General features: G+C 44.0%; 14 protein-coding genes and 1 tRNA gene. 9 read left to right on the top strand and 6 right to left on the bottom strand.

What is annotated here, in order from left to right:
* Positions 1–12: 12 nt before the first annotated feature.
* From Q4E93_RS23745 to Q4E93_RS23730, 4 genes are all read left to right on the top strand, one after another.
* Entirely contained in the window at positions 13–831 is an 819-nt protein-coding gene (locus tag Q4E93_RS23745; protein ID WP_303589568.1) for an AraC family transcriptional regulator, read from the top strand.
* A 67-nt stretch (positions 832–898) separates the two neighbouring features.
* Positions 899–1,315, top strand: coding sequence for a DUF6223 family protein (locus Q4E93_RS23740; protein WP_303589566.1), 417 nt, complete (start codon positions 899–901; stop codon positions 1,313–1,315).
* Between the two features lie 109 nt (positions 1,316–1,424).
* Positions 1,425–1,856, top strand: a complete 432-nt coding sequence (locus Q4E93_RS23735) for a MarR family winged helix-turn-helix transcriptional regulator (RefSeq protein WP_303589564.1) — start codon at positions 1,425–1,427, stop codon at positions 1,854–1,856.
* Positions 1,857–1,864: 8 nt separating this feature from the next.
* Complete coding sequence (locus Q4E93_RS23730) at positions 1,865–2,863, top strand: phosphotransferase (protein WP_303589562.1); 999 nt, start codon at positions 1,865–1,867, stop codon at positions 2,861–2,863.
* A 78-nt stretch (positions 2,864–2,941) separates the two neighbouring features.
* On the opposite strand, the gene Q4E93_RS23725 is transcribed toward Q4E93_RS23730, so the two are convergent.
* From Q4E93_RS23725 to Q4E93_RS23715, 3 genes are all read right to left on the bottom strand, one after another.
* Positions 2,942–3,682, bottom strand: coding sequence for a hypothetical protein (locus tag Q4E93_RS23725; RefSeq protein WP_303589561.1), 741 nt, complete (start codon positions 3,680–3,682; stop codon positions 2,942–2,944).
* A gap of 143 nt (positions 3,683–3,825) precedes the next feature.
* Complete coding sequence (locus Q4E93_RS23720; protein ID WP_303589559.1) at positions 3,826–4,281, bottom strand: DUF6756 family protein; 456 nt, start codon at positions 4,279–4,281, stop codon at positions 3,826–3,828.
* 453 nt (positions 4,282–4,734) lie between these two features.
* Positions 4,735–5,184: an energy transducer TonB gene (locus tag Q4E93_RS23715; RefSeq protein WP_303589558.1), complete on the bottom strand. Its 450-nt coding sequence runs from the start codon at positions 5,182–5,184 to the stop codon at positions 4,735–4,737.
* A 469-nt stretch (positions 5,185–5,653) separates the two neighbouring features.
* On the opposite strand from Q4E93_RS23715, the gene Q4E93_RS23710 reads away from it, so the two are divergent.
* The 3 genes from Q4E93_RS23710 (at position 5,654) to Q4E93_RS23700 (ending at position 10,639) form a co-directional block, all read left to right on the top strand.
* Complete coding sequence (locus tag Q4E93_RS23710) at positions 5,654–6,703, top strand: hypothetical protein (RefSeq protein ID WP_303589556.1); 1,050 nt, start codon at positions 5,654–5,656, stop codon at positions 6,701–6,703.
* Positions 6,704–6,892: 189 nt separating this feature from the next.
* On the top strand, positions 6,893–7,789 hold the full coding sequence (locus Q4E93_RS23705; RefSeq protein ID WP_303589553.1) for an alpha/beta hydrolase: 897 nt from the start codon (positions 6,893–6,895) through the stop codon (positions 7,787–7,789).
* Positions 7,790–8,275: 486 nt separating this feature from the next.
* Positions 8,276–10,639 carry an ATP-binding cassette domain-containing protein gene (locus tag Q4E93_RS23700; protein ID WP_303589552.1) on the top strand — a complete coding sequence of 788 codons (2,364 nt, stop codon included), beginning with the start codon at positions 8,276–8,278 and terminating at the stop codon, positions 10,637–10,639.
* Positions 10,640–10,702: 63 nt separating this feature from the next.
* Here the strand turns inward: Q4E93_RS23700 and Q4E93_RS23695 are convergent.
* Positions 10,703–10,774, bottom strand: a tRNA-Arg gene (locus Q4E93_RS23695).
* Positions 10,775–10,918: 144 nt separating this feature from the next.
* On the opposite strand from Q4E93_RS23695, the gene Q4E93_RS23690 reads away from it, so the two are divergent.
* Positions 10,919–11,359 (top strand): VOC family protein, encoded by a 441-nt coding sequence (locus tag Q4E93_RS23690; protein ID WP_303589550.1) that lies wholly within the window; start codon positions 10,919–10,921, stop codon positions 11,357–11,359.
* 106 nt (positions 11,360–11,465) lie between these two features.
* Positions 11,466–12,116, top strand: coding sequence for a tetratricopeptide repeat protein (locus tag Q4E93_RS23685; RefSeq protein WP_303589548.1), 651 nt, complete (start codon positions 11,466–11,468; stop codon positions 12,114–12,116).
* Between the two features lies 1 nt (position 12,117).
* Here the strand turns inward: Q4E93_RS23685 and Q4E93_RS23680 are convergent, their stop codons facing one another.
* Together Q4E93_RS23680 and Q4E93_RS23675 are read right to left on the bottom strand one after the other, a co-directional pair.
* On the bottom strand, positions 12,118–12,504 hold the full coding sequence (locus Q4E93_RS23680; protein ID WP_303589546.1) for a response regulator: 387 nt from the start codon (positions 12,502–12,504) through the stop codon (positions 12,118–12,120).
* Positions 12,505–12,694: 190 nt separating this feature from the next.
* Positions 12,695–15,043, bottom strand: a complete 2,349-nt coding sequence (locus Q4E93_RS23675) for a PAS domain S-box protein (RefSeq protein WP_303589543.1) — start codon at positions 15,041–15,043, stop codon at positions 12,695–12,697.
* Positions 15,044–15,050 lie beyond the last annotated feature (7 nt).

Raw genomic sequence — 15,050 nt, 5'->3', positions numbered from 1 at the left:
ACGTCAGCTAAGATGAACTATGGGATCATACAACCTCCGCAACGGCTTTCTGATTACATTCGATTCTTTTGGTTTTCGGAGGCCAATGCCTCCATACATAATCCATTTGTTCATCATGCTTTTGCTTACCCCTGTCCCGAAATTATTTTCTGTTACAAAGGTCAATTTAAGTTCAATATCGAATTCGAGCCCGAGAAAAACCTAATCTCAGGAATTTATGGACAGACACAGACCTTCAGCAAGATCACATCAAAAGCTGATTTCGGTGCCTTTGGATTCTATTTGTACCCCCACGCTCTCCCCCAATTATTTCACTTACCGGCAAGCGAGATAACAAATCAATCCACGGACATTAAATCATTCTGTGGAAAAGAGGGAGAAATTCTGGAAGAAAAAATTATGTTGGCGCTCAGCAACGAGCAGCGGGTTAAAATCGTCTGCGATTTCCTTGAAGCCCGGTTGAAAAATGTCAAACCTGAATACACAAAGATCTTCTCATCGACCACGTTGATGTCAAGATCCAGCAATATGACATCGATACAAGCATTGGCCGACGATAGTTTTTTATCGATGAGACAGTTTGAAAGAAGATTTAAACAATTTTCCGGTTTCAGCCCCAAATTATTCCTGCGCATTAAAAGGTTCAATTCCGCCCTAAAAAAAGCTTGTGGGGATAGTTCATTAACACAAATTGCCATAGAATGCGGGTATTATGATCAATCACATTTCATCCACGACTTCCGAAAATTTTCCGGCCATAATCCCAAAGAATACTTTAGGCCGGAAACCGTGCCCGCGACTGACAGGGGCACGGTTGAGTTCGAAATGTAAAATGTCGTTTTTTTACAATTTTAGCACCTAACAGGTTCGTTGCTTTGTATTTAAAGAATAAATTCTTATGAAGAAGCATTTTGCATATCTCTTGTTAATCGGGTTAATTGTTGCATTTATTTTTTTACTGCCGGGAGAAGTGTTTTCACAGGCCGATTCTACCTATGTGAAAGGTATCACCACCGGGCGGGCCAGGGCCCTCATAGGAGTTGCTGTGGGGTTGGTCAGTTTCGGCATCGGCTGGCGGGCTAAAGGCCGTCAGAATAAAGGCACTGGCGACGTCCGCACCGGAGCTATCCTGGCCCTGGTACTGGGGTTGATCGGTATCGTCCTCAGTGCAATCCATTTAAGTGTTACTGCAGGGGCAGTTTTCGGCAGCGGCAGCGGGAAAGCCGGGGCAATCTTTGCCTTTGTGCCAAACTTGATTGGCATAGCCCTTGGGGCGTCGGTTCTTCGCAAAATAAATGAAAAGAAGCCGGGATAGTCCGTTAAAAGGCAACCCAATAACCAGGAATGGAGGTGGCGGATGATGATAAATTTTTTTACCATGAAGAAATGAATTTTATTTGCATAATAATTGAGTAGTCAAGTATATGTCAAGTATTAATCCCTCTTTGAGGCTTTTGATGAACTTATTTAAGATACAGGCGATGATGGCGCGGAAATTCGATAGGTTGACTATGCATGGCATAGGGTTCAATGATTTTCTCATCCTTTATCTGTTGCAACAAGGTGATGAAAAAAGATTGAGGCCTACGGACCTGGCGGAAAAGACAGGGCTTACCGCATCGGGCGTTACGAGAATGTTGCTGCCTATGGAAAAAATAGGTTTGATCGCGCGTCAGGCTAATGAACGGGATGCCCGGGTAAGTTTTGTGACAATTACTGTTGCGGGGAAACGGATCTATGAGGAAGCAATGGAAACGGCTAACATGATTGCGAAGGATATAGTACCTGTAGAGTATGGTAAAAATAGCCTTTCGCTGGCGAGCTTGTTAAAAGCGTTAGGAGGAAATATCTCATAAATATCGCAATGGAAAACACTCTCAATCAATTGATATCTGAATCCCGCCTACCTGCAGTGGAAGCAGCCTTGCTACAAACCTTTCGCTCGGCTGCCATCGACAAGATAGATCTGTTGTCCGGCGGCCTATCCGGTTCGGCGGTGTATAAGATGATAGTACAAGGTCGGGCGTATGTGTTAAAGCTGGATGCTCCTTCAATACACGATACTCATGCTCTGGAGGAGACGTCGAAGGCAGGGATTGCCCCCCGGCTATACTTTAGGGAGGCATCCGCAGGTATTACTATTACCGATTTTATTGAAAGCAAGCCTATAAGGCAAGTGTTTACGCCTGAAAAGCTCGTAAGTGAACTGGCAAACACCATTCGTTCCATTCACACACTTCCTTGTCACATTCCAGGACATGATCTGCAGCAAACCATTGACGGAATGATGAATAATTTTTTGCAAACAAAAGTATTGGCTGGGCCCATCATTGAAGAATGTTTTACTCATTATTTGGCTATAAAACAGAAATACCCCTGGGATGATCCGGACAAGGTATTTAGTCATAACGACATCAATCCTGGTAATCTGTTGTGTGACGGGGTGCGACTGTGGGTCATCGATTGGGACGCCGCATTCTCAAATGACAAGTATATTGATCTGGCGACAGCTGCCAACTTTTTTGTACAAACAGAAGAACAGGAAGTGGAATTCCTGCACATCTATTTCAACGGGGCAGTGGATGAGCATAAAAGAGCCCGGTTCTATACCATGCGGCAGATATCCAGAATAATATATGGCATCCTGTTGGTTCAGGTGGCTGTCCGAAATAAACCTGCAGGGCAGCAGCTTGACCCGGAAATGGAAGGCAAGACATTGAAAGCTTTTGGCGAAAAGATGGCCGCCGGGCAACTGTCTATGGCGACCTATGAAGGGCAACTGATGTACGGTAAGGCGCAGATGAATGAAGCGGTACATCAGATGCGATCATCCCGATTTACCAGGGAGCTCTGGAGGCTTTGATAAGGGCTATCGACAGCTTGCCGAGGGGGAAGCCCTCTTGCGAAGGGGCCGCGCTCGGGCATTTGCATCCCGAAGGAATTATTTATTGATTATTCTTCCATAGTCATATAACGGCAATGAGATGATGTTGCCCCTTTGATATATCCTATCAACCAAATTTAATTCTGTATTGTTCACTTCGATGATCCTAACTAAGAATTCATACTCATCATGTGGTTCATCCGTCTCTCTGGTCTTTTTCAACAATACACCTTTAATAAACAAAGTATCTTTAAAATTGGCTTTATTATATTGTCTGTAATAATAAACTACTTTTTTGGTATCAGATCTTCCAAGAGAAAGTTCCAAATGCAATGTGTCCCCAATTTGAAAACGACTAAAATTGTATTTCGCGGTATCAATATGATTTTCGATATTTTTCCTTTCCTTATCGTCATATATGCTATCCTGCAAGTTATCATATTGTACCATTTCATTCTTGATTTCAAAGAAGTCAACTGCTTTCCCAATCAATTTTTCTTGATAAGCAAGAAGCAGAGCTCTTTGCCTGTCATATAGGCTGTCAATTCTAAAAGAATCAATCAAGAACTGATTAATATCAACAGCCTGTGTGTCATATGCATCAGCAAATTTCTTTCGCATTTTTGACCCTACTAATACAACCAAACAGCCAACATCAGGACATTCACGAATTTTTGTCTTTTCGCTGACCGAAAGCGTATGATCTAGTTTCTGACAAAAAACATCTATGCTTGTAGTCTTTGAATTGCATCCACTAGTGAATACCAAAAAACATAGAAAATAATATTTCAATCTCATTTTGATGCTTTTTACTTAATGTAAGTAGGTATTTCTCATGCTGCCTTCAGTTGGCTATTACTTAGACGTCATGACGATAATTCGAAATCAACCTTCTTCAATAAATAATTCGACCTCCTGTTCGCAGCAAGGGAAATAGGGCCTCAATCAAACGGCGTCTGAATTTCTCCTGGTTTAATCAAGGAAATGCTATTTTCCGTGTGACTTACCTCAAAAAACACCAACCATTCGTACTTCTTGTGTCCTATATAAAAGTCTGCCGGAGCGATTGAAAGAAGCTCCCTCAAAGCAGCAGTATTACAATCATAGACATACTGTCTGGATGTGGGATTATCGGCAAGCACGACGAACATCCAATAATTTTGGGAAGCATCAAGTCTTGAAATTTCTTTATCGATGTCCTGTTGAGAAACATTTCGAATAGGAGTTTTTTCTCTCAACTTTTCCGACCAGTTGCAAAATTGATAGATAGGCCATTTATTACTGACAAATTTCGCTTCCATTTTTTTGAATATTTCCGTCCAATCGGAAAATGGAACACGAAATTGTTCTTGAGAAAACTTACTTTTTAATCTATCTATCTTTTCTTCCCAAAACATGATAAAATCTTTGTTAAAACAATTCAGCTTGACCAGGAATCCAATCGGGCTCTACTCCAAACCTCTTAAGACATTCAGTCGGTTAGCTGGTGCACTGGGGGAGAAAAAATCAGGAATGGTATTTTTCTTCCTCTTAGGACGTTCCAGCCATTGAACACTCCATTCCGTAAGGCGCCGCTCCTTTATATGAACAAAATTATCCGGCGAAGGCTCGTCGATATATTCTTCCTGAAGAATAAGGGCCAGAGGTTCCTCTGTTCCAGGGTTTTGTTCCGAAAATTCCAGCGCTTCTTCATAACCCGAAAACGCATAGTATCCTTCGCATTAGGGTATTTTGACATAGAGGGTTATTATCGCCTAAATCCGCTGGGACGCAGCGAGTTAAAATCCGGTGTAGTGCCAACAGCACAATTGTCTAACCAGTTACTGGGAGATTTCGTGACTTTTGGCAGTTTACCGTGAGTCTATCCCAATATCAATAGTGATCGGAAACTTGCATAACATAGCCACCTCTTTTCCATTGCACTTGGCTGGATGCCATCGGCAGCTTTTTAGTACTTTTAATAACTGTTTCCCAATTAGATTTGTGTTGTCTTGAATTATCCTTTCGCCAGTGATCTGTCCATCCGCTTCCACGATAAAACCGACGACATAATTCGATTGGTAATCATTTGTGGCCGCAGAGTCAGGAAGCGTAATGCCTTTGTTAATACGCCTCAATAAAGCGATTTTGCTTTCTTCACACTCCGGTTCGACATCAGCAGCCAAGTATACCATTCTACCTGTCAAGGTATCTTTTCCTTTCTTACAGGTATCACAGAATGTATCAAGGTTGGGATGTGATGATCCAGAAATTTGAATTGGTGATAGCGAAAGGAATATCGAAGTAAATAGAATTGTCATCAGCAGGTTTATTGGAAGATACATAAAATAAAAACTTCCACAAGAACCGCGCTGAACAATGAATAAAAACGCCCTTAGTAATCAAGGCGTAAGTAAAAATTGTAGAGGGAACCGGGCAATCTGACACGATCTTACCGTTAAAGAAATTGCCCGCGACGAGAGGCTCGCAGGTATCACAGGCACTGTGACAACCCTAAGCCAAGAGCTTTTGTTCGAAATAGCAAAATAAGCCGCCAACCATAATAAGCTATAAATCAACCAAATAAAGAAATGTAGAAAGACCAAAATCAGCCGCGTCTGGATTATTACGAAACATCACCTGGTTACGAATTTCACGCTTTTCCCTAATCAGCTTTCCAGCGGACCTTGGGATTGGGCAGTTTTGTATTACAATTCAAGCCTGCCGCCCCAAACAATTTAACACATTGATTTATCGTTGAGAATAAAAGAAATCAATTCCACCACTACAATGAAGGCAATTTTTGTGCTGTTTTTACTGCCATTGCGACTCTTTTCCCAGGATCTTTCGGGAATTTGGGTGGGAACGATCTCCACCTCCCAAACACAAATGCCACTTGAACTGGCAATCAATCAGGACATGACCGGTTATTCGATGATTACCTTCATGTTTAAAGGTGCTGAAAAAATAGCTGTTAAGAAAATTACCCTGATCCGGAAGGATAGTGTTTTCACTATTTCGGATGATAAACTGGTCTACAATAATTTCACGGTCCGGTCCCGCAGCATCAAAACATTTTGTGAATTGTCCATTAAGATGGTTGATACCATAATGGTTTTGAGCGGACCTTTCCACACACGAACGCGAGACCTCCGGGCAGGTGACGAGGATCTTTCTACCGGAACCATCACGCTTCAAAAGCAAAACAGGCGGGCTCAGACAAGGCTGATCAGCAAACTTGACAGTTTGAAATTGTCAAATACCCTTGCGTTTTCAAATCCTGAAACAATTATAAAAGAAACACCGGTAGTAGCAGTATCGGAAAAAGAAACCCCTGGGGAGGCCAAGAATCCGGTGAAAGTTTCAACAGCCGTTAAAGTGCAGCGACAGGTAGGTTTTCAAAACGGAAGAAATGAACCTAAAAGTTATGCGCCCAATAATATTACCACTATTCCGACTAATCCAAAAACTATTGGGGCCGCAGCTGAACTTGCACTACGTAAAACAGAAGCTATTCGCACTATTGATTTCAAATCCGATAGCCTGATATTGGTTTTATATGATAATGGCATTGTTGATGGAGACACGGTAAGTGTAGTATTGAATGATGAAGTGATTATTCCAAAACAAGGCCTTACTGAACAAGCGTATCGAAAAGTCATAAAAATACCGCCCAGTATGGGCGATTCTCTGCAATTGGTGATATATGCAGAAAACCTTGGTTCCATTCCACCGAATTCCGGCTTGCTAATTATTGAAGATGGTTCCGATCGTTATGAGGTAGGATTCAAGGGAGATATGAAGAAAAGCCCCGCGGTGATATTGAGAAGAAAGGGGTAGCCGGATCCGAAAAATTTTAGTATACTGTTAAGTTGTTAGCCGGGGCGTTAAGTGAGAGCTATTAATGAAGAGAATTCGGGGCGCCATAACAATAGTCTTAAAGCAGGTGTGTTATTATTCGTGTATCTTTAACCAATCAGCCGGTTATTACAGACACACCTACCAATTTGATTTTAACCCTTGATTCGTATGAATTACAACCGCTATTTAAAGCGTCATTTTAGAAATAGCACAGTATATATTTTTTTTATCCTGTTCACTCCCAAAGGCCTGGTTGCCCAAACCGACCCGGCATTTAAACCCATATCGGCAGATATCGTCAAACTTTCATCTAAAGTATTGGGTGAAGACCGGAAAGTTTATATTTATGTACCACCTATAGATACCTTGTTGCCCAATAAGCGTTACCCCGTATTATACATACTTGACGGGGACAATCACTTTAGCCTGATTGCAGAATATTGCCAGTATCTTAGCCGCCGGGACGTAAATGTTGTGCCCGAAATGATTATAGTGGGCATCCCTAATACAAACCGCATCAGGGATCTTACCCCTACCAATAGCATTTGGGGTTATGACGGAAAGCCTGATACCAGTTCAAACTCCCGGTTTAAGTCAAGTGGCGGCGGCAATAATTTTTTGCTGTTCTTAGGTGCTGAACTGATACCTTATATTGAGGCGCATTACAAAACAACCCATTTTAAAATTTTTGCAGGGCATTCATTCGGCGGCATCACCACAATCAATTGCCTATTAACGCAGCCAAATATGTTTGGTGCTTATATAGCCATAAGCCCATCCTTTTGGTGGGATAGGGGATATTTACTTAGCCTTGCTGAGGAAAAGCTAAAAAATGATCGGATTATTAATAAAATGATCTTTTACAGTGATGCGAATGAAGGAATGCCGGACGATCCTACCTTCCATGCCAATCTTTTAAAATTCGACTCTATAATAACCCAAAGAAAGATAACGGGTTTAGACCATAAGTATGTTCACTATCCCGAAGACACGCATATGACGGAACCCATAAAAGCCTATTATGACGCTTTGCGGTTTATTTTCAGGCGATGGGATAGCCACTGACAGATTTGAAATCATTGATTTCACATTTCTGGCATTGTGAAATAATTCACCTTGAAGCACATTTATAAATGAGAATACTATTCCAACTTCCTTCCTCAGTGTGATGGAAGTGCCAGCGATGAGATAAAATGTTTACATTATAGTCTTGGGAAAACCTATCTATTAGTTCTCCGAAATCGTCTCCATCGCATCCTAAGTCATCGACAAGATCGCTATTTTCACCAATCTGATACATAAGGAAGTCGCCTATTGAATTATAACATGACCCGAAATTAATAAAGGAGATAAAAGGATCGAACTTTGTGCCTGTGAATAAGAGCGTCCCAAGAAAAGAAAGAAAAATCAGAGAAGGGAAAACCCACTGGATTACAGTGGGTTCAAAAAGGTTGTAGTCCGGACAAAACGATTATCTAACCATTTAATTGCTGATCTTCTGGCTATTTATCAATTTGCCTAATTGATATTCAACTATCTGTAATCGCAAATATGTTTAAATTATTTAACGTATTGGGCATGGGACCAGGTGGGCATGATTTTTTTACGTACAGAAAAAATTTTCATCCCATGGACGTTATCCGAATTAGAGGCGCACGTGAAAACAATCTGAAAAACATATCCATTGAAATTCCTAAAAATAGGATTACCGTTTTTACAGGAGTATCGGGTTCAGGAAAGTCTTCCCTTGTGTTTGAAACTATTGGCGCCGAGGCACAACGACAGTTCAACGAAACATACGATAGCTACCTTCGAAGTCGAATGCCACATTATGGACATCCTGACGCTGATTCTATTCAAAACCTGAATGTAGCGATCATTATCAATCAGAAACGGCTAGGCGGTAACGCGAGATCAACCGTGGGAACCGTCACGGATATTTATACATTGCTGCGTCTTTTGTTCTCACGCATAGGTGAGCCGTTTGTCGGATATTCCATGGTCTTCTCTTTTAACAACCCCAAAGGTATGTGTCCGATGTGTGAAGGACTGGGAACCATTACAGATATCAACCAGGATGCGTTGATTGATAAGAACAAGTCTTTGAATGAGGGCGCGATTCGGTTTCCTGCTTTCCAGCCGGGTGGGTGGAGATGGACGCGATATGTGAACTCCGGCTATTTCAATAATGACAAGAAGATTAAACATTTTTCAAAGGATGAGTTGCATATGCTGTTGTATGCTGAAGAGCATAAGCCAAAAAATCCATCAAAGGAATGGGGGAAAACGATGTTATATGAAGGCATCATTCCCAGGATCAAACGCAGCTTTTTAAAAAAGGAAACTAAAGAACATAAGCGAAAAAAAGATGAGCTTCGTGAAATACTTTATCAGCATACGTGCCCGGAATGTAAAGGAGCACGGCTGAATAAAGAAGTACTTCATTGTAGAATTCAGGGGAATAACATCGCGGACTGCAGTGCGATGCAGATCAGCCACCTCATCAAATTTCTTAAGACAATTCAGAACAATCAGGTACAATCAGTGCTGGATGAATTGATCGCCAGACTCACTCATTTGGAAATCATTGGCCTGAGCTACCTAGCACTAAACCGGGAAACGTCATCGTTGTCTGGTGGAGAATCTCAGCGCATTAAAATGGTGAGGCATTTGGGAAGTAGTCTCACAGGGTTGCTTTATATTTTCGATGAACCGAGTATTGGTCTCCATCCTAATGATATTGCCCGGCTGACGGACATTATTCTGCAGCTTCGGGACAAGGGTAATACAGTGCTAATTGTCGAACATGACCCTGACATTATAAAAATTGCCGACCATATTGTTGACATGGGGCCCGGTGCAGGAAAAGAGGGCGGAAACATTGTTTACAGTGGGGCGGTGAGCGGATTGAAACAAGCAGATACACTTACTGGAAAATTTTGGAGTATGCACAGGGCACCAAATCAAAACGCACGACAAGCTAAAACTTTTTTAACGGTACGAAATGCCCAGCTGCACAATTTGAAAAATGTGACTGTGAAAATTCCCCAGCGCGTAATTACAGTGGTGACCGGTGTTGCGGGTTCAGGGAAAAGTTCATTGATCAACCAGGAATTGCCCCGGCAACATCCGCACGCTAAACCCATCGACCAAGGATTGTTGCGTGGCTCAAGGCGTTCGCATCTCGCCTCCTATACGGGCATCTTTGATGCGCTAAGGCAGGTGTTCGCGAAAACAAACCACGTAAGTGCGTCACTTTTCAGCGCCAATGCCCAAGGTGCGTGTCCTCAATGCAAAGGCCTGGGTGTGATCAGACTTGACCTCGCTTTTATGGAGGAGGTGGAGGAAACATGTGATCTGTGTAAAGGCACAGGTTACCAACAAGGGGTTTTGGGCTATACCTGGAATGGAAAAAATATTATTCAGTTTCTTAAGATGACTGTTGCCGAAGCCAGTGATTTTTTTGAAGGTACTGATAAAGAATTGTTGAATCGCATCCGGGAATTGGGACTTGGTTACATGACCTTAGGACAACCACTTAGTACATTTTCCGGAGGAGAACGGCAACGGTTGAAGCTCGCGATGGAATTTGACGAGCAGGGCCAGCTTTTTATTTTTGATGAGCCAACGACAGGTCTTCACCCTTCTGATATAGAAAAACTAATGTCTACTTTTCACCGGCTCGCGGATCGCGGCAATACCGTCATCATTGTTGAACATAATCTGGATGTGATTGCTCAGGCAGATTGGATAATCGATATGGGACCTGGTGGCGGATCGGATGGTGGACGCGTCGTCTTTGAAGGATTGGTTAGTGATCTATTAAAGCATCCGGAGTCGAAAACCGGTCAACATTTGGCGAGGTATATAACTACCCGAAAGTTTCGTAAGACGATTTCTTCATCTGCCATATAGCGTATCAAGTCAAATCAAGGCTTTAAGCAGCCGTTTAAGGCCTTGATAATTAATATAATATTGTAGTCCTGACAGGAATCGAACCTGTATCAAAAGTTTAGGAAACTTCTATTCTATCCATTGAACTACAGGACCAATGGTTTGGGCGGCAAAAATAAGGCATTCCGGCATTTTAACCAGCTAATAATATAATTTGTAATCCGGAATGGTATGCTATTGGACAGGTGGGTTTTTTAGCTGTCGGTAATTGCGTACTTTGGATTCCTTAAACCATTCATTATGCGACGATTGTTCCCATTGGCCGCCTGCCTGCTGCTGGCGTTTGCCGCCCATAGCCAGGGCCCTCATTTCAGCCATCAGACCATCTTTGTGACAGACCTGGGCAGGAGCGCTGATTTTTATGAAAAAGTGCTGCAGCTGAAGCGCATTCCGGAGCCTTTCCATGACGGAAAGCATGTCTGGTTCCGGATCTCCGAGCATGGACAGCTGCATGTGGTGTCGGGCGCCAAGGAGGATATCCCCCACGACATCAATATACATCTTGCGTTTAGCGTGGCATCCATGGCGGCTTTTACGGCTCATTTGGACCAGAACAAGGTAAAGTATGGCAACTGGGCGGGCAGCAGTAAGGAGCCCCAGGTAAGGCCGGACAAGGTAAAGCAGGTGTACCTGCAGGACCCGGATGGATATTGGATCGAGATCAATGACGACACCTTCTGAAGCCGGGATTGGCAAGAGGAATCGGGGAGAATTCATAGCATAGCCCTATCTTTGCAATCCCTTTGCGCTGACCGTGTGTCCGGCTCATAAGGATACCATAAAAGCTATGAAGTTTTATAATATCGTCATCAAGTATCGCCTCCCTATAGCCATAATCCTGCTGGCCCTGGCTATCCTGGTCAATGTGTCCGCCGGCTTCTGGCCTGCCTTCCTGCTATATTTTATAGCTGTGATCCTGCTTTTCGGCTACTTCTTCTTCGGTCCTCTGCGGCTGATCCAGGAGCATATGGAGAGCGGTAACCTGGAGGCAGCCGAAAAAGTGCTGAACTCTATCAAGTTCCCTGGCCTGCTGTACAAGCCCATCCGGAGCGTATACTATACGTTGAAAGGGAATATCGCCATGATGAAAAATGATTTCTCTGGCGCTGAGGTGAACATGAAAAAAGGGCTGGACCTGGGCATGCCAATGAAAGAAGCCGAAGGGGCCAGTCTGCTACAGATGGGGATGCTGTCCATGCAAAAGAACGATATCCGTCAGGGAGAAAGCTACATCCGTCAGGCGCTCCGGAAGGGTTTACCCGATAAGGAAAACCAGGCTGCCGCCTTCCTCCAGCTGTGCTCTATCATGATGACAAAAAGGGAATTCCGTGCTGCCAAGGACTTTTTCAGAAAGGCAAAGGCCCTGAAGCCCACCACTCCGCAGATCGTCAGCCAGATCAAGGAAATAGAACGATATATTTCAAGAATCCCCGGATAGGTCAGGATTTCCCGGCAGAGACAACACAATCTACCATTTGGTGCAGGGTGCGCAGCGATAAGCTATTCTTTTCCAGGAAGTCGAAGGAACCGTATTGAAGAAGCACCTCTTTTGTATTCAAGCCTTTCTGGCTCGAAAAAAGGATGATGTAAACATCGGGATGGACGGCCCTCACCTGTTGAAGCGTGTCCAGGCCATTCAGCTTACCATCGAGGTTGTAATCCATCACAATGATGGTGGGACCTTTGTCCAGCTCATCCAGACAGGACTCTCCGTTGGTATAGAAATAAATGTTGCTGCTAACAGATTCAAGCTCCTTAGCGATAAGGTTTTGATAAATTAGGTTATCCTCGACGACGAAAATAACCGGCTCTTGGTTGAATTCCATATATAATTGCTAGTAGTGCATTCCTTTCACCGGAAAATGGTGCCAGAAAAAGCGTGGAGCTAATTGATTGAAAATCAGTTCTTAATATTTAGTCCTGCGGGTGCAGGGCTCCCTATTTGGGAATGCTTTTCTAAGATTGGGGGAACAAAAAAATATATGGAACCCTTATTCCGGCGGGGGGGGGACGACCTTACGGCATGATCTCGGACTGTAATTGACCAATACATTCATGGATGACTGATCCTATCCTTTTTACCAATGCCGGGATCTCCTCCAGCTGCGTTTTTTGCTTGGCATTGGCCTCCACCGTCCGGATCTCCTGTTTGATGGATTTGATCCCCATGGAGTCTACCGTAGACTTTAGCTTATGCGCCGTCTTGCCTACCTGGTCCCAATTTTCCTCCTGGGTGGCGTTGACCAGCTCTTCCAGATTTTGTGGTACTGTCTCGATAAAAAGAGCCACCATTTTCTTAATAAAGCTTTCATCGCCTCCCGATACCGATTGTACCATGGACAGATCGTACAGCTTATTTTCGGGTAACATGCTTGTATGGTTTTTGAAGGGAATATTCTTTTCTGTGGCCAAACCAGGTGTGTCTTCGGTCAGGTTCCTGGAGATCACCCGGAATAGCCTGGCTTCATCAAAAGGTTTTGCCAGGTAATCATTCATGCCAGCTGCCAGGTATCGCTCGCTGTCTCCTTTGAGCGCATTCGCTGTCAAGGCTATAATAGGAATATTTGCCTTAGCGGGGTCAGACAGCTGCCGGATATGCCTCGTTGCCTCCATACCATCCATTTCCGGCATTTGCACATCCATGAGGATGCAATCATAAGGTTCTACCTGTAATTGATCAACCGCTTCTTTCCCATTGCTAACGATGGTGACCTCAAAATCCCATGATTCGAGTATATGCCGGGCAAGGTACTGATTAAGCTCCACATCTTCGGCCACTAATACTTTTTTGTGTCCCAGGCTCTTGTAATCAATATCCTGGTTGGTTTCATTTTCCTGCATAGCTTCCATACTTAATTGATAGGGGATCCGGACAGTAAATGCGGATCCTTTTCCTTCTTCACTTTGCACCAGCAATTCGCCATTCTGCATTTCGATCATATTCCTGCAGATGGTCAGTCCCAGGCCTGTCCCCCCGTATTTGCGGGAGATGGCGGCATCAGCTTGCTCAAAAGGTTCGAAAATTGTACGGATACGATCCTTGCTTATCCCGATGCCCGTATCACTAACGACAATTTCCACAACGGCCCATTCCTCGTTTTGTTCAATAATGCCTGTCACGATGGTGACCCTTCCTTTTTCCGTAAACTTCAAGGCATTGCTCAATATATTATTCAACACCTGGCTCAGCCTGTAAGGATCGCCCTTCACTACCATATTTGCCGGTATCCCATTCTGGAAGATTAGGCCTAAATCTTTTTCCTCCGCCTTGTGGATAAAGGCTTGTATGGAGGAGGTGATCTTTTCCACGAGCTTGAAGTTGATCTTCTCGAGCTGCAGCTTGCCTGCCACGATCTTCTCCAGGTCCAATATATCATTCACGATCACCAGGAGACTGCCGGCAGCCTCCTGGATCAATTTCAGGTAATACCGTTGCTGGTCGTCCAACCTGGTCTTGGCCATCAAACTGGCCATTCCCATGATGCCATTCATAGGCGTGCGGATCTCATGACTCATATGTGCCAGGAAAGACTCTTTCGCCTGGGCGACCTCGTCGGTAACCTTTTTAGCGTAGCGCAGCTCCTTCTCCATGTGGATCCTCTCCGTGATGTCCTGTGAAAAGCCTATCACATAAGGCTCCAGGCCGGGCTCCTCTACCCTATAGTTCTTATACAAAAGATAGATCCGCTCGCCTTTCTTATTCAAGACGCAAAACACGCCGCTGACGGCGGTGTTGCTCGTCCGTATGGCGTCTATGTATTCCTGCTCGAATTTTTCCTGGTGTTCGGCAGGGATAAAATTTTGGATCCTGCTGCCCAGCATCTCATCTTCGGCATAGCCGAGTACCCTGCAGATCTCCGGGTTGACGGCCAGCAGCCTCCCTGTCATATCATGTGTACAGATGAGGGCCTGGCTATAATTAAAGAGGTCCCTGTACCTTTTTTCACTGCGCCTGACCTTTTCTTCGAACTCCTTTTTCTCCGTGATAGTCACGCCATATATAATCACCCATCGCACTTCCCCGTTGTCATCCAATACGGGGTATACCGTCTGAAGGTAATGTTGAAAACCGCCTTTTTCATCTTTTATCTCCTCGCTCCATTCTATCATCTGCCGCGTACGCATCACTTTTCCAAATACCTGACGCCGGGACCTTGCCGTCATTTCCGATCGCCCCGCATACGCGCAAAACTCCTCGTTGGTCTTGCCGATCATCCATTCCCGAAGATGCGGGTCCGGTACGGCTCCGGGGTTTACAAAAAGATACCTGTATTGCGTATCTGCAACGATGATCTCCGCGGGGATCTTGTTCAGTATCTCTTCGTAAAAACTATAATTTCTGACCAACTCTTGTGGCAAATTCATGCAGACG

The sequence above is a fragment of the Flavitalea plasmicola genome (genome assembly GCF_030546645.1).
Lineage (GTDB): Bacteria > Bacteroidota > Bacteroidia > Chitinophagales > Chitinophagaceae > Puia.
The sequence above is the reverse complement of the archived record's forward strand: the minus strand, read 5'-3'. Positions and strand labels throughout refer to the sequence as shown.

What these genes read in the sequence shown, in the direction of transcription:
- Q4E93_RS23745 (WP_303589568.1), top strand. Translation starts at nt 13, where the DNA reads ATGAACTATGGGATCATACAACCTCCGCAACGGCTTTCTGATTACATT.
- Q4E93_RS23740 (WP_303589566.1), top strand. Translation starts at nt 899, where the DNA reads ATGAAGAAGCATTTTGCATATCTCTTGTTAATCGGGTTAATTGTTGCA.
- Q4E93_RS23735 (WP_303589564.1), top strand. Translation starts at nt 1,425, where the DNA reads ATGTCAAGTATTAATCCCTCTTTGAGGCTTTTGATGAACTTATTTAAG.
- Q4E93_RS23730 (WP_303589562.1), top strand. Translation starts at nt 1,865, where the DNA reads ATGGAAAACACTCTCAATCAATTGATATCTGAATCCCGCCTACCTGCA.
- Q4E93_RS23725 (WP_303589561.1), bottom strand. Translation starts at nt 3,682, where the DNA reads ATGAGATTGAAATATTATTTTCTATGTTTTTTGGTATTCACTAGTGGA.
- Q4E93_RS23720 (WP_303589559.1), bottom strand. Translation starts at nt 4,281, where the DNA reads ATGTTTTGGGAAGAAAAGATAGATAGATTAAAAAGTAAGTTTTCTCAA.
- Q4E93_RS23715 (WP_303589558.1), bottom strand. Translation starts at nt 5,184, where the DNA reads ATGACAATTCTATTTACTTCGATATTCCTTTCGCTATCACCAATTCAA.
- Q4E93_RS23710 (WP_303589556.1), top strand. Translation starts at nt 5,654, where the DNA reads ATGAAGGCAATTTTTGTGCTGTTTTTACTGCCATTGCGACTCTTTTCC.
- Q4E93_RS23705 (WP_303589553.1), top strand. Translation starts at nt 6,893, where the DNA reads ATGAATTACAACCGCTATTTAAAGCGTCATTTTAGAAATAGCACAGTA.
- Q4E93_RS23700 (WP_303589552.1), top strand. Translation starts at nt 8,276, where the DNA reads ATGTTTAAATTATTTAACGTATTGGGCATGGGACCAGGTGGGCATGAT.
- Q4E93_RS23690 (WP_303589550.1), top strand. Translation starts at nt 10,919, where the DNA reads ATGCGACGATTGTTCCCATTGGCCGCCTGCCTGCTGCTGGCGTTTGCC.
- Q4E93_RS23685 (WP_303589548.1), top strand. Translation starts at nt 11,466, where the DNA reads ATGAAGTTTTATAATATCGTCATCAAGTATCGCCTCCCTATAGCCATA.
- Q4E93_RS23680 (WP_303589546.1), bottom strand. Translation starts at nt 12,504, where the DNA reads ATGGAATTCAACCAAGAGCCGGTTATTTTCGTCGTCGAGGATAACCTA.
- Q4E93_RS23675 (WP_303589543.1), bottom strand. Translation starts at nt 15,043, where the DNA reads ATGAATTTGCCACAAGAGTTGGTCAGAAATTATAGTTTTTACGAAGAG.